Consider the following 20750-nt stretch of genomic DNA (forward strand, 5'->3'; position numbering starts at 1 on the left):
TTAAACCCGATTCTGTACGTGTTGGAAGCCGAAACGGCCTTTGATACAGAGGTTGCCATGGGTCACCGGGTTGTCGTGCGGCGAGGTGACCTTCACGATCTCGTTCTCCTGCACGTGGAGGGTCACGTTGCAGCCCACGCCGCAGTAGGCACAGACGGTGGTGGTCTGCGACTGCGCGGACTCGTCCCATGTCCCCGCCGCCCGCATGCCGAACTCCGTGCTGAACGAGAGCGCGCCGGTGGGGCACACCTCGATGCAGTTCCCGCAGAAGACACAGGCCGAATCGGGAAGCTCGGCATCGTGCTCGGTGGAGATGCGGGCGTCGAAACCGCGCCCCGCGACGGCGATGGCGAACGTGTTCTGCCACTGCTCGCCGCAGGCGTCGACGCACTTGTAGCAGAGGATGCACTTGTCGTAGTCGCGGACGTAGAGATCGTTGTCGATCTTCGGCTGTTCGTCGACCCGCGCGGCGTCGGTGCCGAAGCGTTCCGGCTTCGCCTCGTACTCCTTGATCCACTCCTCGGCCCGTGGGGTCGTCGACAGGTCCGTCGAGGAGGCCAGCAGCTCCAGGACCACCTTCCGGCTGTGCCGGGCCCGCTCGGTGTCCGTGCGGACCGTCATGCCCGCCTCGGCACGGCGGGAGCAGGCCGGGGCCAGGGTGCGGGCACCCTCCACCTCGACGACGCACACCCGGCAGGCGTTCTTCGGGGTGAGCGTGTCCCCCTGGCACAGGGTCGGGATGTCCTTGCCCGCCGTCCGGCAGGCGTCCAGGATCGTCGATCCCTCCGGGACCCGGGTCTCCTCGCCGTCCAGCGTGAACGAGACGAGACGGCGCGGCGGCTGAAGCGGCACTGTGGTCACTTGTAGACCCCCAGACGGTCGATTGCGGACTCCACGGCATTCCACGCGGTCTGTCCCAGACCGCAGATCGAGGCGTCCCGCATGGTCCGCCCCACCTCCCTCATGAGCGCGATGTCCTCGGCGGCCGCGGCGCCCGTACGGTCCGCGATCCGGTGCAGCGCCTCCTCCTGGCGGACGGTGCCCACCCGGCAGGGCACGCACTGCCCGCACGACTCGTCCCGGAAGAACTCCGCGATGCGCAGTAGCACCCGGGGGAGTTCCACCGAGTCGTCGAGGACCAGCACCACTCCCGAACCCAGCGTCGTCCCCGCCGCCCGGGTGCCCTCGAAGGTGAGCGGGATGTCCAGCTCGTCGGGCCGGACGAAACCGCCCGCGGCCCCGCCGAGGAGCACGGCCCGCAGCTGCTCCGGAGGCCCGGCCAGTTCGAGCAGCTGCCGCAGGTTCGCGCCGAAGGGGAGTTCGTAGACGCCGGGGCGGGCCACCTGTCCGGAGACGCAGAACAGTTTGGTGCCGGTGGACGTCTCCGTGCCGGTCGCGGCGTAGGCGGCGGCGCCGTGCTCCAGGATCGGCAGCACGTTCACCAGCGTCTCGACGTTGTTGACAGCGGTCGGCTTGCCGAACAGGCCCTTCTCCACCGGGAAGGGCGGCTTGGAGCGTGGTTCGCCGCGCTGACCCTCGATGGAGTTGAAGATCGCGGTCTCCTCGCCGCAGATGTAGGCGCCCGCGCCGCGCCGGATCTCGATGTCGAAGGCGTACCCCTGCCCGAGGACGTCGGGGCCGAGCAGTCCGCGGGTGCGGGCGGCCGTCAGGGCGTGGGCGAGCCGCTCGTACGCGCGGGGGTACTCGCCGCGCAGGTAGATGTAGCCCTGGTGGGCGCCGATGGCGTACCCGGCGATCGTCATCGCCTCGACCAGGGCGTACGGATCGCCCTCCATCAGCACCCGGTCCTTGAAGGTGCCGGGCTCGCTCTCGTCCGCGTTGCAGACCAGGTAGTGCGGGCCGTCGGCCTGCTGGGCGGTGGCCTGCCACTTGCGGCCCGTGGGGAAGGCGGCGCCGCCCCGGCCGACGAGTCCGGCGTCCAGCACCTCGCGGATCACTCCCGCCGGGCCGAGCGTGAAGGCGCGGCGCAGTGCGGTGCAGCCGCCGGCGGAGCGGTAGTCGTCGAGGGAGGTGGGGTCCACGGTGCTGATGCGCCTGAGCAGTACGAGGGCGGGGGCGCCGGCCTGGGGGACGGCAGCGGCGGCCGGGGGTTCCTCCGGGGCGTCCAGGGGGGCGCGGACCGCGTCGAGCAGTGCGGGTGCGGTGGCGGGGGCGAGCACGGCGGAGCAGCGGGGGGCGCCTGCGGCGGGCTCCTCGGGGGCTCCGCCCCCGGACCCCCGCTCCTCGAACGCCGGAGGGGCCGGATTTGCCCCTGTCGGGAGGGGGAGCGGCGCCGGCGGGGCTGAATGTGCCCCGGCCGGGTCGGTGCCCGCCTGGAGCAGGAGCGCCGCCGGGGCCCGTTCGCAGAGGCCCAGGCAGGGGCTCTCCTGCCAGACCGCGCCCTCCGCCGGGGTGCCCGGCGCGCCCAGGCGTTCGGTGAGGTCCGCGCACACGGCCGCCGAGCCACGGGCCGCGCACGCCAGGTCCGTGCAGACGTGCAGCACCTTCGCCGGTCGGGGCCGCACCGAGAACATGGCGTAGAAGGTGGCGACGCCGTACGCCTCGGCGGGGGGCACGGTCAGCCGTCGGCAGATGTAGTCGAGTGCGCCCTCGCTGATCCAGCCCACCCGGTCGTTCACCGCGTGCAGGGCGGGCAGCAGCTGGTCGCGGCGGTCCTTGGCCGCCGCGACGCCGCCCTTCGCCCAGCGCAGGTCCTCGTCCGTGCGCTCCGCCGCGCCCTCCCAGCCGGACGGTGGGGGACCCAACAGGGCGTCCACCGCCTCCCGTTCGATGTCGGAGGGGGCGGCGTCGGTGTACCTCAGGTCCATGCGGGCACCAGCTTCTCTATCCGTACGGCGGAGGCCTTGAATTCGGCGGTGCCCGCGATCGGGCAGTTCGCCTCGATGGTCAGCTGGTTGGTGTCGACCTCGTCCGGGAAGTGCATCGTCATGAAGGCGAGTCCGGGCCGCAGCCCGGGGTCGATCCACACGGGCGCGGTGACACTGCCCCGCCGGGACGCGACCCGCACTTCCTCACCTGCGGCGACGCCGAAGGACTCCGCGTCCTCCGGGCAGAGCTCGATGTACTCGCCCCGGCGCAGCGGCGAGGCGTAACCGCTGCTCTGGACACCGGTGTTGTACGAGTCCAGCCGACGCCCGGTCGTGAGCCGCAGGGGGTACGACTCGTCGGTGAGGTCGACCGGCGGGTCGTGCTGCACCAGGCCGAACGGCGCGGCCGGGCCGCGCCGTTCGGGATCGGTCTCCCAGAGCCGGGCGTGCAGGAAGCTCGACGGCAGCTTCTCCGTGTCGGGGCAGGGCCACTGCAGCCCCTGGTGCTCCGCGAGCCGTTCGTACGTCATCCCGAAGTGGTCGGGGGAGAGGGAGCGCAGTTCGTTCCAGACGGTCTCGGCGTTCTCGAACTTCCAGTCGTGTCCAAGCCGTCCGGCCATGGCGCAGAGGATGTCGATGTCCTCGCGGGCCTCGCCGGGCGGTACGAGGGCGGCGCGGACCCGCTGGACGCGGCGTTCGCTGCTGGTCGTCGTGCCGTCGGTCTCGGCCCAGGAGGCGGTCGCGGGCAGGACGACGTCGGCCAGCTGGGCGGTCCTGGTCAGGAAGATGTCCTGCACGACCAGGTGGTCGAGGGCCTCCAGCCGGCGTACGGCCTGGTCGCTGTCGGCCTCCGACTGCGCGGGGTTCTCCCCGATGCAGTACACCGCGCGCAGCTCGCCGGTCTCCATGGCCTCGAACATCTCGGTCAGGGTCTTGCCGTAGCGCGGCTGGATGACGGTGTCCCAGGACCGTTCGAACTTCTGCCGGACGGGTGGGTCGAGGATGTCCTGGAAGCCGGGCAGTTTGTTGGGGATGGCGCCCATGTCGCCGCCGCCCTGCACGTTGTTCTGCCCGCGCAGGGGCTGGACCCCGGAGCCGTACCGTCCGACGTGGCCGGTGAGCAGGCAGAGGTTGATCAGCGCGCGGACGTTGTCCGTGCCGTTGTGGTGCTCGGTGATGCCCAGGGTCCAGCAGAGCTGGGCGCGTTCGGCCGTGGCGTAGGCGTGGGCGAGGTCCCGGATCGCTTCGGCCGGGACCCCTGTCACCTTTTCCGCCGCGGACAGGGTCCAGGGCTCGACGAGTGCCGCGTACTCCTCGTACCCGCTGGTCGCACGGTCCACGAAGGCCCGGTTGACCAGTCCCGCGTGGATGATCTCGCGGCCGACGGCGTGGGCGAGCGGGATGTCGGTGCCGACGTCGAGGCCGAGCCAGCTCTCCGCCCATTCGGCGGTCGAGGTGCGTCGCGGGTCGACGGCGCACAGCCGGGCCCCGCTGTGGATGCCCTTCAGGACGTGCTGGAAGAAGATCGGGTGGGCGAACCGGGCGTTGGAGCCCCACATCACGATCAGGTCGGTGTGTTCCACCTCCTCGTACGAGGAGGTGCCGCCGCCGGAGCCGAAGGCGGCCGAGAGGCCCGCGACACTCGGCGCGTGGCAGGTGCGGTTGCAGGAGTCGACGTTGTTGGTGCCCATCACGACGCGGGTGAACTTCTGCGCCACGTAGTTCATCTCGTTGGTGGCCCGGGCGCAGGAAAGCATCGCGAAGGCATCGGGGCCGTGTGTCTCGCGGGTCTGCCGGAATCCGGCAGCGGCGCGTGTCAGCGCCTCGTCCCAACTCGCCCGGCGCAGGACGCCGTCGTCACCGCGGACGAGGGGATGGGTGAGGCGTTCGTAGGTCTTCGGCTGCCGCCCCTTGCGGTTACTGCCGCCGGTGCGTGCGGTGTTCCTGCCGCGTTCGGTGTTCATCGTGCGCTCCCTGCCGGTGCCGGTGCCGAGGACGTGGTGGCGAGGAGATCGGCGAGCGCGTGCACGGCGCGCAGCGTCGGGACGGGCGTTCCGGCCAGCTCGGCCAGCTCGATGACGGCCGCGAGCAGCACGTCGAGTTCGAGGGGCTTGCCCTTCTCCAGGTCCTGGAGGGTGGATGTCCTGTGATCGCCGACGCGCTCCGCGCCCGTGGTGCGCCGCTCCCCGACATAGGCGCCGACGGCTCCGGCGCCGACAACTGCGACTTTCACGGGGCTCTCCGTTCGGTGAGAGGACCGAGCGACATGTCAAGTCGACAGAATATTGTCTACAGTATCCGTTCGGAAGGGGTCAATACTCGTGACAGTGAGTGCCTTGTCCGTTCGAGATTCCGGCGTGGCCGCCGGGTGTCCGCGAGAGTTCCCGGGAAGCTGTTCGAGACGCTCCAAGCTCGGGCCCGTATTCCTGTGGGGTTACGTGCCCCTGTACCGGTCGGTAGCAACCAAGACTGGCTAGTTCCTGCCAAACGTAGCGAGGGGAACCCGTACATGACCGGCTCACGTGTCGTGGCGCTCGGCCACTACCAGCCTGCCAAGGTCCTCACCAACGATGATCTGGCGGCCATGGTCGACACCAGCGACGAGTGGATCACCAGTCGGGTCGGCATCAAGACCCGGCACGTGGGCGGCCCCGACGAACCCGTGGACGAACTGGCCGCGCACGCCGCGGCCAAGGCGCTCGCCTCGGCCGGGCTGCAGCCGGGGGACATCGACATGGTCCTCGTCGCCACCTCCACGGCCATCGACCGCTCGCCGAGCATGTCCGCCCGGGTCGCCGCCCGTCTGGGCATGCGCTCGCCGGCCGTCATGGACATCAACGTGGTCTGCTCCGGGTTCACCCATGCGCTGGCCACCGCCGACCACGCCATCCGGGCCGGAGCCGCGACCAAGGCCCTCGTCATCGGTGCCGACAAGATGGGCGACATCGTCGACTGGACGGACCGCTCCACCTGCGTCCTGATGGGCGACGGGGCGGGGGCCGCCGTCGTCACCGCCGACCCGGACGCGGGCGACAGGCCCGGGATCGGCCCCGTCCTGTGGGGCTCCGTGCCGGAGATGGGCAACGCCGTGCGGATCGAGGGCACGCCCCCGCGGTTCGCGCAGGAGGGGCAGTCCGTCTACCGCTGGGCCACCACGCAGCTGCCGCCGATCGCCCGCAAGGTCTGCGAGCGGGCAGGGATCACACCCGAGGACCTCGCCGCTGTGGTGCTGCACCAGGCCAACCTGCGGATCATCGAACCGGTCGCCCGGAAGATCGGCGCGGTCAACGCGGTCATCGCCCGGGACGTGGTGAACTCCGGCAACACCTCGGCCGCCTCGATCCCGATGGCCCTGTCCAAACTGGTGGAACGGGGAGAGGTGGCCAGTGGTGCGCCGGCCCTGCTCTTCGGCTTCGGCGGGAATCTCTCGTACGCGGGTCAGGTGATCCGCTGCCCCTGACCGCCCCGCCGTGGCATTGTGCTCGGTAGACTGTAGACGATAGGCAATTGCCCGGCGCCCGGAGGGGGACCGCGATGTTGTCCGCAGGACTGCCGCAAGGAACGGTGCCGAAGCTGGAGCGGCCCGGGCCGTTGCGCGAGCGCGTCTACGAGGCGCTCCTCGAGCTGATCACCACGCGCGCCCTCAGCCCCGGCCGGCACCTGGTCGAAAGTGAACTGGCCGGGCATCTGGGGGTGTCACGCCAACCGGTGCGCGAGGCGCTCCAGCGGCTGAACACCGAAGGCTGGGTCGATCTGCGCCCCGCGCAGGGCGCGTTCGTCCATGAGCCCACCGAGGAGGAGGCGGACCAGCTGCTCTCGGTCCGCACCCTGCTGGAGGCCGAGGCCGCCCGGCTGGCCGCCGCCAACTCCGGGAGGCCGGGCATCGAGGCCCTGGAGGAGCTCTGCTCCCAGGGGGAGCAGGCCGTGGCCGCCGACGACGTGGACCGCACCGTCGCCACGAACGCCGCGTTCCACGCCAAGGTCATGGAACTGGCCGGCAACGTCGTCCTGTCGGAGCTCGCCGCCCAGGTGGACCGCCGGGTCCGCTGGTACTACACGCCGGTGGCCCGCCAGCGCGGCACCCAGTCATGGATCGAGCACCGGGAGCTGATCGCGGCGATCGCCTCCAGGGACGAACAGCGGGCGACCGAGGTCATGCGGGCGCACACGGAGCACACCCGCCGGACGTACCACCAGCGCGATCAGGGCTGACCGCGGGCTCCGCAGCGAGCCACGAACCATGTGACGGCACCGACCTCGCCCCTGCGGCGGGACAGAACGGAAGGCACTGCGAACATGACCGGTCCACGCGACCGTTGGGCGGAACTGACCGGCGGACAGGCGGGAGAGGAGTACGCTCAGCGGTTCGCGCGGCTCGCCGGATCAGGTCACGACGTCCATGGCGAGGCCACCTTCTGTGCCGCGTTGATCGAGCCCGCAGCCCGCGTCCTCGACGCCGGCTGCGGAACCGGCCGGATCGCGATCCGGCTCGCGGAGCTGGGCCACGACTGCGTCGGAGTGGACGTCGACCCCTCGATGCTCGCCGTGGCCCGCCGGGACGCTCCCGCGCAGGAATGGCACCTCGGCGACCTGGCCCGACTGGACGCCCTCGGCCTGGACCCGGACTTCGACCTCGTGCTCGCCGCCGGAAACGTCATCCCCCTGCTGGCTGCCGGTACCGAGCCAACGGTCGTCCGGCAGCTGGCCGCCGCGCTGCGCCCCGGCGGCCTGCTGGTCACGGGTATGGGACTGGACGCGGCACATCTGCCGCTGGCGGAACCGCCGCTGACCCTCGCGGAGTTCGACGACTGGTGCGCGCGGGCCGGGCTGACCCTGCGGCAGCGCTTCTCCACCTGGAGCGGCGGCGCCTTCGACCAGGACCGCGGTTACGCCGTCAGCGTTCACTCACGCTCCACCGTGTGAGCCCCCGCCTTCCCCGAGGCCGAGAGGGCTGACCGGGCATCGGCCGTGCCCCATCGGGCAGTTCACCGTGTCCCCGCGACCGGTGACGCCCCGCCGCGTGATTGCTAGCGTCAGAGCGTGAGCCGATACGCCCCACCGACACCACGACCTGCCGAAACACCCTCGTGGAGTCGGTCCGGCACGTGACCATGGACATGGATCCGACCGGACCGCAGTCGACCGACGCGGCGCCGGACACCCCCGCACCGGTCGGAGGCCCGTCGGACGGCGACGCGCCCGACGTTCCCACCCGCCCCCGCCGCCGCGGCCCCGGCCCCTTCACCCTGATCGTGCTGCCCAGCCTGCTGGTGCTCCCCGGCGTCGCCGGCTACCTCGCCCTGACCGGCGGCCTCGACGGCGCGATGGAGGAGGACCCGGCACCGACCCAGTCAGCCGTCAGCAATGTGGACGGCTCCCACGTCACCTGGCTGCGCAGGGCGACGGCGGACTGCGCGGGTGTCACCCCCGCGCTCCTCGCCGCACACATCGACCAGCTCTCCGGGTGGCAGGCCGACACCGCGAGCCTTTCCGAAAAGGGCATCGCCCGTTTCACGGACGCCGACTGGAAGACCTGGGGCCGGGACGACGACGGCAACGGCACATCCTCCCCGCACGACGCGGTGGACGCCATCATGGCCCTGGGGCGGCAGGACTGCTCCCTGGCGGAGAAGGTGACCGCACTGCGCACCGAGGGCGCCGTCAACGGTGACGTCGCCGACCTCACGCTCGCCGCGTACACGGCAGGGACGGACCAGGTCGAAGAGGCCGGCAAGGTCCCCGGCCCGGCCCGCGCGTTCGTCGCCGACGTCAAGAAGCGGCTGCCGCAGTACGACGCCCTGGTCCGGGAGAACTCCGGGCAGGAGAGTGGCCAGGCCTCCGGCGCGCTGCTGACAGTGCCCGTCACCACGCACACCATCTCCTCGCCGTTCGGCTCGCGCACGCACCCACTGACCGGGGTCACCAAGCTCCACACGGGCATCGACTTCGCCGCACCGCAGGGCGCCCAGGTGTCCGCGGCACGGGAGGGGCGGGTCACGTTCGCAGGGCTGACCTCGGCCTACGGCAACCGCGTGGTGATCGACCACGGCACGATCGACGGAAAACCACTGGAGACCGCCTACAGCCATCTGTCCGCCCTCCAGGTGACCGTCGGCCAGAGCGTGACCACCGGACATCCCGTCGGACTCGTCGGCTCGACCGGCCTGTCCACCGGCCCGCATCTCCACTTCGAGGTCTTCTTCAACCGCCAGTACATGGACCCGGTCGCCTGGCTCAACAGCGGTGGCTGAGTCCGCCCGGGACCACCGCTGAGACGACGGTCACCCGTCGACAGGCGCATCTTTGTCCTGGGTGTGGAGAAAGTTGGAGCGGATTCCTGCGCAACTTCTTCCCACCCCGGTAAACCGCTGCTACGTTCCCCTCGAAAGCCCGACGGACTGGCCGATGTGGCGGGGAGGGACGCGTGAGACGCATGACGGCACGACCCGCGAACATGCACCAGGCGCGACTGCTACGGCTGCTGCGCGACGGAGGGCCCAACTCCCGCGCACAGCTGGGCGATCAGGTCGACCTCTCACGCTCCAAACTCGCCGTCGAGGTGGACCGGCTCCTGGAGACCGGTCTCGTCGTGGCCGACGGACTCGCCGCCTCCCGCGGTGGCCGCCGCTCCCACAACATCCGGCTCGCCCCCGGACTCCGCTTCCTCGGCGTCGACATCGGCGCCACCTCCGTCGATGTGGCCGTCACCAATGCCGAGTTGGAGGTCCTCGGACACCTCAACCACCCGATGGACGTACGGGACGGGCCCGTCGCCATCTTCGAACAGGTGCTTGCCATGGCGGCCAAGCTCCGCGCCTCCGGGCTCGCCGAAGGATTCGACGGCGCCGGGATCGGCGTACCGGGACCGGTCCGCTTCCCCGAAGGGGTCCCGGTCGCACCACCGATCATGCCCGGCTGGGACGGCTTCCCCGTGCGGGAGGCGCTCAGCCAGGAACTCGGCTGCCCCGTCATGGTCGACAACGATGTGAACCTGATGGCACTCGGGGAGCAGCACGCGGGCGTCGCCCGTTCCGTGGGCGACTTCCTGTGCGTCAAGATCGGTACGGGCATCGGCTGCGGCATCGTGGTGGGTGGCGAGGTCTACCGCGGTACGACGGGCAGCGCCGGAGACATCGGCCACATCCAGGTGGAACCGGACGGGCGCGCCTGCGCCTGCGGCAACCGGGGCTGCCTGGAGGCGCACTTCAGCGGCGCGGCACTCGCCCGCGACGCCGAGGACGCGGCCCGCGCCGGCCGGTCCGCGGAACTGGCGGCCCGGCTGGACAAGGCCGGGAAGCTCACGGCCGTCGACGTGGCCGCCGCCGCGGCGGCCGGAGATCCCACGGCGCTGGACCTGATCCGCGAGGGCGGCAACCGGGTCGGCCAGGTCATCGCCGGACTCGTCAGCTTCTTCAACCCGGGCCTCGTCGTGATCGGCGGCGGGGTGACCGGCCTCGGCCACAACCTGCTGGCCAGTGTCCGCACCCAGGTCTACCGGCAGTCCCTGCCGCTGGCCACGGGCAACCTCCCCATCGTCCTCGGTGAGCTGGGACCCGTCGCCGGAGTCACCGGCGCGGCCAGGCTCATCAGCGACCACCTGTTCTCGCCGGCCTGATGTCCGGGCCGGCGCGCCCTTCGGCACGCGTACCGCAGTCACCTCCGTAAACAGCCTGCTCCGAGTTCCGACCGCAGCACCGCACGAGGACCCAGCACCGCACCGCACGCGCACAGCAGTACCACCCAGCAGTTCCGTCAGCAGTACGGCACCGCCGGCACTGCGCCCTGCCCGCTCACCGGCCTCCTCCTGGCTCTCGGCCTCGCCCGAGCAGAGGAGACCTCGTTCGCCGAGGGGATTCGTCATGGCACCAGAACCACCCCTGCTCACGATGTCCGGCATCACCAAGTCGTTCCCCGGTGTGCGCGCCCTCGACGGCGTGGACCTGGAGGTGCTGGCCGGTGAAGTCCACTGCCTCCTCGGCCAGAACGGCGCCGGCAAGTCCACCCTCATCAAGGTGCTGGCCGGCGCCCACCAGCCCGACGACGGCACCATCACCTGGCGCGGCGAGCCCGTCCGGCTGTCCTCGCCGATCACCGCGATGCGCCTGGGCATCGCCACCATCTACCAGGAACTCGACCTGGTGGAGGGCCTGTCGGTCGCGGAGAACGTCTTCCTCGGGCACGAGCCGACCAGCGCCGGCTTCGTCGTACGGACCCGCGAGGCACGCACCGAGGCCGCCGCGCTCCTGAAGCGCCTGGGACACCCGGAGATCGACCCGGCCCGTGCGGTCGGCGACCTCTCCGCCGCCCACCAGCAGATCGTCTCCATGGCACGGGCGCTCTCCCACGAGGTACGGCTCATCGTGATGGACGAGCCGTCCGCGGCCCTGGACCCCGACGAGGTCGACAACCTCTTCCGCATCGTCGACGGGCTCACCGCCGACGGGGTGGCCGTCGTCTACATCTCGCACCGGCTGGAGGAGATCCGCCGGATCGGTGACCGGGTGACGGTGCTCAAGGACGGCAGGGCCGTCGCCGTGGGGCTCCCCGCCAAGTCCACCCCCACGCGCGACGTCGTGGCCATGATGACGGGCCGGAACGTCGAGTACGTCTTCCCCGAGCGGCCCGCCCCCGGTGCCCGGTCCTCCGCCGAGCCGGTGCTGAAGGTCGAAGGACTGTGCCGCACAGGCGAGTTCGAGCCCGTCGACCTCGAGCTGCGGCCCGGCGAGATCGTCGGTCTGGCCGGGCTCGTCGGCTCCGGACGCTCCGAGATCCTGGAGACCGTCTACGGCGCCCGCAAACCGACCGGGGGCCGCGTCCTCGTCGGCGGCACCCCCCTGCGCCCCGGCAGCGTACGGGCCGCCGTCGCCGCAGGCATCGGCCTGGCACCCGAGGAACGCAAGGCGCAGGCCCTGCTGTTGACGGAATCCGTCACCCGGAACGTCTCCATCTCCTCACTGTCCCGCTTCGCCCGCGCCGGCTGGCTCGACCGGGGCACCGAGCGCGAGGCCGCCAGGACCGCGACCCGGGAACTGTCCCTGCGGCCCGACAACCCGGACGCCGCCGTCCGCACCCTCTCCGGCGGCAACCAGCAGAAGGCGGTCCTGGCCCGCTGGCTGCTGCGCGGCTGCCGGGTCCTCCTGCTCGACGAACCGACCCGCGGCGTCGACGTCGGCGCCCGCGCCGAGCTCTACGCCGTGATCCGCCGGCTGGCCGACGAAGGCCTCGCCGTTCTGCTCGTCTCCAGCGAAGTGCCCGAAGTGCTGGGCCTCGCCGACCGGGTGCTGGTGCTCCGGGAAGGCCGTGTCGTGCACACGGCCGACGCCAGGGAGCTCGACGAGCACCGTGTCCTCGATCTCGTCATGGAAGGGAGCCCGACGTCATGACACAGCCCGCACCGTCGGCGCAGCACCAGGGGCCGGAGAAGGGGACCGTGACCGGCCCCGCCGCCGCGCCGCCCTCGAAGCAGGGCGGTGGCCCGCGCGCGCTCGGCCTGCGCCTCGACGTCCGTAACCTGTCGCTGCTCGGCGTGCTCGCCGTGCTGGCACTCGTCGGCGGCCTCACCGAACCCGACGCGTTCCTGGACACCGGAAACCTCCAGCTGATCCTGACGCAGTCCTCCGTCATCGGAGTCGTCACCGTCGGCGTGACCCTGGTCATCATCGGCGGCGGCATCGACCTGTCGGTCGGCGCGATGGTGGCCCTCGCCTCGGTCTGGGCGACGACGCTCGCCACCCAGGACTTCGGCTTCGCGGGCATCCTCTTCACCGCCGTGATCGTCGGCCTCGGCGCCGGGCTCGTCAACGGCGTCCTCATCGCCTACGGGCGGCTCGTCCCCTTCATCGCGACGCTCGCCATGCTCGCCTCGGCCCGCGGGCTCGCCCTGCAGATCACCGACGGCAAGACCCAGATCGTCACCGTCCAGTCCGTCCTCGACCTCGGTCTGCCCGACGCCTACGTCCTGGGCATCCCGCCCCTGGTCCTGGTCTTCGCCGCGGTCACCGTCGTCGGCTGGCTCATCCTGAACAGGACGACGTTCGGCCGCCGTACGGTCGCCATCGGCGGCAACGCGGAGGCGGCCAGGCTCGCGGGCATCGACGTACGCCGCCAGCGGCTCTACCTCTACCTGCTCTCCGGCCTGTGCTGCGGCATCGCCGCCTTCATGCTGATCATCCTGTCGGGCTCCGGCCAGAACACCAACGGGAACCTCTACGAACTCGACGCCATCGCCGCGGCGATCATCGGAGGCACCCTCCTGAGCGGCGGCCGGGGCACCATCGTCGGTTCCGTGCTCGGGGTCCTGATCTTCACCACGATCACCAACATCTTCGCCCTGAACAACCTGCAGAGCGACGTCCAGCAGATCGCCAAGGGCGCCATCATCGTCGCCGCCGTCCTGGTCCAGCGCCGCACGCTCCGCAACGGCGACACCTGATCCCTCCGCCCCACCGATCAGCCACCCCGCAGTTCCGTCAGGCACGACACCGGATGAAGGGTTTGACAGCCATGCCAGAAACCAGCCGCAGAGGACTGCTCTTCGGCACCGCGGCCGTCTCCGCGGGAGCCTTCCTCACCGCCTGCACCAGCAACGAGCCCAAGGAGGCGGCGGCCGCGCAGAGCAACCAGCCCGCCGCCGACGACAAGCCCGGCAAGCCCGTCACCATCGGATTCGCCGGCCCTCAGGCCGACCACGGGTGGCTCAACGCCATCAACGTCCAGGCCAAGGGGCGGGCGGAGAAGTACTCCGAGGTGACCATGGAGACCACCGAGGGCTCCAACGACACCGCCGCCCAGATCGGACAGGTCAAGACCCTCATCAACAAGAAGGTCGACGTCCTCGTCGTCCTCCCCGCCGACGGCAAGGCGCTCACCCAGGTGGGCCTGGAGGCCATGCGGGCCGGCATCCCCGTCGTCAACCTGGACCGCATCTTCGCCTCGCCGCAGGCCTACCGCTGCTGGGTCGGCGGCGACAACTACGGGATGGGCCTCAACGCCGGTCACTACATCGGCGAGCAGCTCAAGGACAAGCCGAACGCCAAGGTCGTCGAGCTCGCCGGCATCGACAACCTGGAGCTCACCAAGCAGCGCAGCAAGGGCTTCGCCGATGCCCTGAAGAACTACTCCAACGTCGAGCTGGTGGCCCGTCAGGCCGCCGACTTCACCGTGGAGTCGGGGCAGGCCAAGATGGCCCAGCTCCTCCAGGCGCAGAAGCAGTTCGACGCCCTGTGGAACCACGACGACGACCAGGGTGTGGGCGCGCTGCGCGCCATCGAGCAGGCGGGCCGCGACGAGTTCATCATGGTCGGCGGGGCGGGCGCGAAGTCCGCGATGGACGCCATCAAGGCCGGCAACAGCGTCCTCAAGGCCACCGTGCTCTACCCGCCCACGATGGCGGCCTCCGCGATCGACCTGGCGCGGGCCCTGGGACAGAGCAAGGGCATCGCGGGTCTCTCCGAGATGGAGATCCCGACCTCGGTGACCCTCTACTCGGCCGTGGTCACGAAGGAGAACATCGACCAGTACCTGCCGACGGGCTTCAGCTGATCCCGCACCGCCGCCGCCACCGAACCACCGACGAGGAGGAAGCCCGCATGGCCCGTAGGGAAGAGACGGAGCAGGAGACCGAGGCACCGCCGCCCACCGCGACGCTCGGCGTCGGCATGGTCGGATACGCCTTCATGGGTGCCGCCCACTCCCAGGGGTGGCGTACCGCGGGACATGTCTTCGACCTGCCGGTGAGACCCGCTCTCGCCGCGATCTGCGGCCGCGACCGCGCGGCCGTCGAAGCGGCCGCCGCCCGGCACGGATGGGCCGCCGCCGAGACCGACTGGCGCGCCCTGATCGCCCGGGACGACGTCCAGCTGGTCGACATCTGCACCCCCGGGGACAGCCATGCGGAGATCGCGATCGCCGCACTGGAGGCGGGCAAGCACGTGCTGTGCGAGAAGCCGCTCGCCAACACGGTCGCCGAGGCGGAGGCCATGGCGGAGGCCGCGGAGCGGGCCGCGGCCCGCGGCCAGGTGGCGATCGTGGGCTTCAACTACCGCAAGGTGCCCGCCCTCACCTACGCCCGCACGCTGATCGAGGAGGGCAGGCTGGGCGCCCTGCGGCACGTGCGGGCCACCTACCTCCAGGACTGGCTCGTCGACCCCGGTTCGCCCCTCACCTGGCGGCTCGACCGCGAGCGCGCCGGATCCGGCGCGCTCGGAGACCTCGGGGCGCACATCGTCGACCTCGCCCAGTACCTGGCGGGGGAGCCCCTGGTCGGGGTGTCGGCGATCAGTGAGACCTTCGTACGCGAGAGGCCCGTGCTCGCCGGTGCCGCGGCCGGGCTCTCGGGCGCCGCGGACGGGACCGCCCGGGGGGCGGTCACCGTCGACGACGCGACCATGTTCACCGGCCGGCTGGCATCGGGAGCACTCGCCTCCTTCGAGGCGACCAGGATGGCGGCCGGGCGCAAGAACGCCCTGCGTCTGGAGATCAACGGCGAGCTGGGCTCGATCGCCTTCGACCTGGAACGGCTCAACGAACTCTCCTTCCACGACCACACGGAGCCCGCCACCATCGCGGGCTTCCGCCGGATCCTGGTCACCGAACCGCAGCACCCCTACCTCGAGGCGTGGTGGCCGCCGGGCCACGGTCTGGGCTACGAGCACACCTTCGTGCACCAGGCCCGTGACGTGGTGCGCACGATCGTCGAAGGGCGGCCCCCCGTACCGTCGTTCGCCGACGGACTCCAGGTGCAGCGGGTGCTCGCCGCCGTCGAGGAGAGCGCCGCCAAGAACTCCGTACACACCCCGGTCCCGTTCTAGGAGGTTCCGCGCATGCCCCGTCCCTTCACTCTCTTCACCGGCCAGTGGGCCGACCTGCCGCTGGAGGAGGTCTGCCGGCTCGCCCGGGACTTCGGCTACGACGGTCTCGAACTCGCCTGTTGGGGAGACCACTTCGAGGTCGACAAGGCCCTGTCGGATCCCGGCTACCTCGACAGCAGGCGACAGCTCCTCGACAAGTACGGCCTCAAGTGCTGGGCGGTCTCCAACCACCTGGTCGGCCAGGCCGTCTGCGACAGCCCCATCGACGAGCGTCACCAGGGCATCGTGCCCGCCCGCATCTGGGGGGACGGGGAGCCCGAAGGCGTACGCCGACGGGCGGCCGAGGAGATCAAGAACACCGCCAGGGCGGCGGCCGCCTTCGGTGTCGACACCGTCATCGGCTTCACCGGGTCGTCGATCTGGCACCTGGTCGCCATGTTCCCGCCGGTCCCACCGCACATGATCGAACGCGGCTACGAGGACTTCGCGGAGCGGTGGAACCCGATCCTGGACGTCTTCGACGCCGAGGGTGTGCGCTTCGCCCACGAGGTGCACCCGAGCGAGATCGCGTACGACTACTGGACCACCAAGCGGGCCCTGGAGGCGGTGGACCACCGGCCCGCGTTCGGGCTGAACTTCGACCCGAGCCACTTCGTGTGGCAGGACCTCGACCCGGTCGGCTTCCTGTACGACTTCCGGGACCGGATCTACCACGTGGACTGCAAGGAGGCCCGCAAGCGCCTCGACGGCCGTAACGGGCGTCTCGGCTCCCATCTGCCGTGGGGCGATCCACGGCGCGGCTGGGACTTCGTCTCCGCAGGGCACGGGGACGTGCCCTGGGAGGACGTGTTCCGGATGATGCGGTCCATCGGGTACGAGGGGCCGGTCTCCGTGGAGTGGGAGGACGCGGGCATGGACCGGCTGACGGGTGCGCCGGAGGCGCTGGCCTCGCTGAAGCGGTTCGACTTCGACCCACCCAGCGCCTCGTTCGACGCGGCGTTCGGCGGCGGCGAGTAGCGCGGGCAGGGGAACAGCTCCCCCAGGGCCATGAGCCCTGGGGGTGATCCCGCCTGCCCGGACGCCCCTTTGTCCACCCGGAGACAAAAGCTCGACCCGACCCCTGCGCAAGGGCTTTCCGTACGGGATGAACACAGCTACGGTCCCCTAGGTGTACACGACATGACTCGCGTCACCGGTGCCCCGCACGGCGTCACCGGTGATGAGCGCGGCAGTCCCCGCGCGGAACGGCAGAACGCACCAGCCCGAACAACCGGCACACTCCGGAGGACGCACGTGCACAGAAGCAGCAGACGGCTCCGCGCCCGAAAGTCACTCGCCCTCTTCACCGGCGGACTGCTCGCCGCCGCAACCCTCACGCTGGGCTCCTCGCCCGCCGCCACGGCCGACGCCCCGGCCGCGCAGAACGCCGCCGAGGACTTCCAGCAGGTCACCCTCGCCAAGGGCGCAGCCGAGACCGGCGAACCCATATCGCTCGCGGTGCTCCCCGACCGCAGCGTGCTGCACACCTCGCGCGGCGGTGAGCTGCGGATCACGGACAGCGCGGGCAACACCCGGATCTCCGGCACCGTCCCCGTCTACTCGCACGACGAGGAAGGTCTCCAGGGAATCGGTGTCGACCCCGATTTCGCCGAGAACCGCGCGATCTACCTCTACTACGCGCCGCCGCTGGACACCCCGGCCGGCGACGCCCCGGAGACCGGAACCGCCGCCGACTTCGCGAAGTTCGACGGGGTGAACCGCCTCTCCCGCTTCGTGCTCAAGGAGGACGGCACCCTCGACAACGCCAGCGAGAAGAAGGTCATCGACATCCCGGCCACGCGCGGCATGTGCTGCCACGTGGGCGGCGACATCGACTTCGACGCGCAGGGCAACCTCTACCTCTCGACGGGCGACGACTCGAACCCGTTCTCGTCCGACGGCTTCTCCCCGCTGGACGACCGGCCCGACCGTAACCCCGCCTTCGACGCCCGCCGCACCTCCGGCAACACCAACGACCTCCGCGGCAAGATCCTGCGCATCAAGGTCGCCGACGACGGCTCGTACACCGTCCCCGAGGGCAACCTCTTCGCCCCGGGCACGGACAAGACGCGTCCCGAGGTCTACGCGATGGGCTTCCGCAACCCCTTCCGCTTCAGCGTGGACCAGGCCACCGGCATCCTCTACGTCGGTGACTACGGCCCCGACGCCGGTGCCGCCGACCCGAACCGCGGACCGGCCGGACAGGTGGAGTTCGCCCGGGTGACGAAGCCCGGCAACTTCGGCTGGCCCTTCTGCACCGGCGACAACCAGGCCTACCGCGACTACGACTTCGCCACGCAGACCTCCGGCCCCGCCTTCGACTGCGCCGCCCCGAAGAACGAGTCGGCGCACAACACCGGCCTGGTCGACCTGCCGCCCGCCGAGGCGGCCTGGATCCCGTACGACGGTGCGTCCCTGCCCGAGTTCGGCAGCGGCTCCGAGTCCCCGATGGGCGGACCCGTCTACCACTACGACGCGGACCTCGACTCCCCGGTGAAGTTCCCCGAGGAGTACGACGGCGACTTCTTCGCCGGAGAGTTCGGCCGGCAGTGGATCAAGCGCATCACGCAGGACGCCGACGGCGGCGTCCAGTCCATCAACGACATCCCGTGGACCGGGACGCAGGTGATGGACATGGCCTTCGGGCCCGACGGCGCACTGTACGTCCTGGACTACGGCCTCTCCTGGTTCGGCGGGGACGAGCACTCGGGGCTGTACCGCATCGAGAACGCCACCGGCGGCCGCTCACCGATCGCCGAGGCCTCGTCGAACAGGACCTCCGGGGTCGCACCGCTGAAGGTGAAGTTCTCCTCGGCCGGTACCACCGACGGTGACGGCGACGCCCTGACGTACGCCTGGGACTTCGGCGACGGAGGGAAGTCCGCGGCCGCCGATCCGACGTACACGTACAAGAAGAACGGCACCTACGTCGCCACGGTGACCGCGAAGGACCCGACCGGCCGCACCGGTTCGGCCAGCGTGCACGTGACCGTGGGCAACACCGCCCCCGTCGTCGACATGGAGTTCCCGACCGACGGCCAGCTCTTCGAGTTCGGGGACGAGGTGCCCTTCAAGGTGACCGTCACCGACCCGGAGGACGGCACCGTCGACTGCTCGAAGGTCGAGGTCAAATTCACCCTGGGCCATGACAGCCACGGGCACGACATCACCACCGAGCACGGCTGCGAAGGCACCATCAAGACCGCGATGGAGGGCGGCCACGACCCGAACGCCAACATCTACGGCGGCATCTCGGCGTCCTACACGGACGGCGGCGGCGGCGGTCAGGCGGCACTGACCGGCCGTGACCAGGCGAAGCTCCAGCCCCGCCACCGGCAGGCCGAGCACTTCGACAACTCCTCCGGTGTCACCACCCCGAGCAAGACCAGCGCCCACGGCGGCAGGACCGTCGGCGACATCGACAACGACGACTGGATCTCCTTCACCCCCTACATCCTCGGTGGCTCCACGAAGCTCACCGCCCGTACCTCCTCGGCGGGGGCGGGAGGCTTCCTCGAAGTGCGGGCCGGATCGCCCACCGGCAAGATCCTCGGCTCCGCCCCCGTCCCGGTGACCGGCAGCTGGGACACGTTCCAGGACATCGACGTGCCGCTGCGCGGCGCGCCCAAGAAGGCCACCGAACTCTTCCTGGTCTTCAAGGGCGGAGCGGGAGCCCTGTACGACGTGGACGACTTCGTACTCTCCAACAGCCCGGTCGACCGGACCGCGAAGCGCGTCCTCGTCTTCTCCAAGACGGGAGGCTTCCGGCACGACTCGATCCCCGAGGGCATCGCCGCGCTGAAGGAGCTGGGCAAGGACACCAACATCACGGTCGACTCGACCGAGGTGGCCGGCCAGTTCACGACCAGCAACCTGGCCCGCTACGACGCCGTCGTCTTCCTCTCGACCACCGGTGACGTCCTGAACGCCGACCAGAAGAAGGCGTTCGAGAACTTCGTTTCCACCGGCGGCGGTTACATGGGCGTCCACGCGGCGGCCGACACCGAGTACGACTGGGAGTTCTACGGCGGGCTCGTCGGCGCCTACTTCGACTCGCACCCGCAGATCCAGCCCGCCACCGTCCGGGTGGAGAACCACGACCACCCGGCGACCGCGCACCTGGACGAGGCCTGGGACCGCACCGACGAGTGGTACAACTACCGCACCAACCCGCGGGACAAGGCCCAGGTCCTCGCCACGCTGGACGAGACGACGTACACCGGCGGAAACATGAAGGGCGACCACCCGATCGCCTGGTGCCAGGCGTACGAGGGCGGCCGCTCCTTCTACACCGGCCTCGGCCACACCAAGGAGTCCTACGCCGAACCCGCCCTCCGGCAGCACCTCCTGGGCGGCCTGCGCTACGCGGCCGGCCAGGTGAAGGCCAACTGCAAGCCGGACACCGGTTACCGGTCGATCTTCAACGGGAAGACCCTCGAAGGGTGGAAGCAGGCCGGCCCCGGGAAGTTCGTCGTCGCCGACGGTGAGCTGCGCTCCGAGGGCGGCATGGGTCTGCTGACCTACCAGGCCAAGGAGCTGGACGCCTACTCGCTGAAGCTCGACTGGAAGATGACGGGCGACGACAACTCCGGTGTCTTCGTCGGCTTCCCCGAGTCGGACGACCCGTGGTCCGCGGTGAACAACGGCTACGAGGTCCAGATCGACGCCACCGACGCGGCGGACCGCACGACCGGCGCCGTCTACACCTTCAAATCCGCCGACATCAAGGCCCGTGACCGGGTCCTGCGGCCGCCCGGTCAGTGGAACAGCTACGAGATCAAGGTCCAGGGCGAGCGGCTCCGGGTCTTCCTGAACGGCGTGAAGATCAACGACTTCACCAACACCGACCCGGTCCGCAGTCTCAAGGACGGCTACATCGGCCTCCAGAACCACGGAGCCGACGACCACGTGTCGTTCCGCAACATCCAGCTGAAGGAGCTGCCCTCGACGTAGGGCGGCCACCTCCTCCGGCGGTGGGCGAGCGCGGCCACGAGCAGGCCGAGGGTGACGGACAGCCGTGCGCGGCTACGCACGAACGGTCTGAGCAGGCGTGGCACGGTCACTGAGCTTCTCC

General features: G+C 70.7%; 14 protein-coding genes and 1 pseudogene. 11 read left to right on the plus strand and 4 right to left on the minus strand.

The genetic code is table 11. The features are described 5' to 3' along the window. The 4 genes and pseudogenes from ABT001_RS27920 to ABT001_RS27935 form a co-directional block, all read right to left on the minus strand. Entirely contained in the window at nt 1–861 is an 861-nt protein-coding gene (locus ABT001_RS27920) for a 2Fe-2S iron-sulfur cluster-binding protein (protein ID WP_351282920.1), read from the minus strand. After that, nucleotides 858–2828 (minus strand): NAD(P)H-dependent oxidoreductase subunit E, encoded by a 1971-nt coding sequence (locus ABT001_RS27925; protein WP_351282922.1) that lies wholly within the window; start codon nt 2826–2828, stop codon nt 858–860. Before ABT001_RS27925 ends, ABT001_RS27920 begins: the two co-directional genes overlap by 4 nt. Continuing rightward, nucleotides 2819–4792: a molybdopterin oxidoreductase family protein gene (locus tag ABT001_RS27930; RefSeq protein ID WP_351282924.1), complete on the minus strand. Its 1974-nt coding sequence runs from the start codon at nt 4790–4792 to the stop codon at nt 2819–2821. Before ABT001_RS27930 ends, ABT001_RS27925 begins: the two co-directional genes overlap by 10 nt. Continuing rightward, nucleotides 4789–5040 (minus strand): annotated as a pseudogene (locus ABT001_RS27935) (ketopantoate reductase C-terminal domain-containing protein); the annotation flags it as partial. The gene ABT001_RS27930 and the pseudogene ABT001_RS27935, both read right to left, overlap by 4 nt. A 297-nt stretch (nt 5041–5337) precedes the next feature. Here ABT001_RS27935 and ABT001_RS27940 point away from each other — a divergent pair. The 11 genes from ABT001_RS27940 (at nt 5338) to ABT001_RS27990 (ending at nt 20629) form a co-directional block, all read left to right on the plus strand. Then, nucleotides 5338–6288, plus strand: a complete 951-nt coding sequence (locus ABT001_RS27940) for a beta-ketoacyl-ACP synthase III (RefSeq protein WP_351282926.1) — start codon at nt 5338–5340, stop codon at nt 6286–6288. A 74-nt stretch (nt 6289–6362) separates the two neighbouring features. Further along, entirely contained in the window at nt 6363–7040 is a 678-nt protein-coding gene (locus ABT001_RS27945) for a GntR family transcriptional regulator (protein ID WP_351282928.1), read from the plus strand. Nucleotides 7041–7124: 84 nt separating this feature from the next. Beyond that, nucleotides 7125–7751 carry a class I SAM-dependent methyltransferase gene (locus tag ABT001_RS27950; protein WP_351282930.1) on the plus strand — a complete coding sequence of 209 codons (627 nt, stop codon included), beginning with the start codon at nt 7125–7127 and terminating at the stop codon, nt 7749–7751. Nucleotides 7752–7939: 188 nt separating this feature from the next. Beyond that, nucleotides 7940–9079 carry a M23 family metallopeptidase gene (locus tag ABT001_RS27955; RefSeq protein WP_502967538.1) on the plus strand — a complete coding sequence of 380 codons (1140 nt, stop codon included), beginning with the start codon at nt 7940–7942 and terminating at the stop codon, nt 9077–9079. A 182-nt stretch (nt 9080–9261) separates the two neighbouring features. After that, the gene (locus ABT001_RS27960) at nt 9262–10443 is read left to right on the plus strand and encodes an ROK family transcriptional regulator (protein WP_351282935.1); all 1182 of its coding nucleotides are present in this window, start codon (nt 9262–9264) and stop codon (nt 10441–10443) included. A 244-nt stretch (nt 10444–10687) separates the two neighbouring features. After that, the gene (locus ABT001_RS27965; RefSeq protein WP_351282937.1) at nt 10688–12211 is read left to right on the plus strand and encodes a sugar ABC transporter ATP-binding protein; all 1524 of its coding nucleotides are present in this window, start codon (nt 10688–10690) and stop codon (nt 12209–12211) included. Then, nucleotides 12208–13260 carry an ABC transporter permease gene (locus ABT001_RS27970; protein WP_351282940.1) on the plus strand — a complete coding sequence of 351 codons (1053 nt, stop codon included), beginning with the start codon at nt 12208–12210 and terminating at the stop codon, nt 13258–13260. The genes ABT001_RS27965 and ABT001_RS27970 overlap by 4 nt, the downstream gene beginning before the upstream one ends. Nucleotides 13261–13331: 71 nt before the next feature. Beyond that, a complete protein-coding gene (locus ABT001_RS27975) occupies nt 13332–14369 on the plus strand; it encodes a substrate-binding domain-containing protein (protein WP_351282942.1) in 1038 nt (345 codons plus the stop codon). 47 nt (nt 14370–14416) lie between these two features. Further along, nucleotides 14417–15637: a Gfo/Idh/MocA family protein gene (locus tag ABT001_RS27980; RefSeq protein WP_351282945.1), complete on the plus strand. Its 1221-nt coding sequence runs from the start codon at nt 14417–14419 to the stop codon at nt 15635–15637. Between the two features lie 12 nt (nt 15638–15649). Further along, nucleotides 15650–16654, plus strand: coding sequence for a sugar phosphate isomerase/epimerase family protein (locus ABT001_RS27985; RefSeq protein WP_351282947.1), 1005 nt, complete (start codon nt 15650–15652; stop codon nt 16652–16654). Between the two features lie 276 nt (nt 16655–16930). Beyond that, nucleotides 16931–20629: a ThuA domain-containing protein gene (locus ABT001_RS27990; protein WP_351282949.1), complete on the plus strand. Its 3699-nt coding sequence runs from the start codon at nt 16931–16933 to the stop codon at nt 20627–20629. Nucleotides 20630–20750: the final 121 nt, after the last annotated feature.

It is taken from the genome of Streptomyces sp. NPDC002793 (genome assembly GCF_040295485.1).
GTDB lineage: Bacteria > Actinomycetota > Actinomycetes > Streptomycetales > Streptomycetaceae > Streptomyces.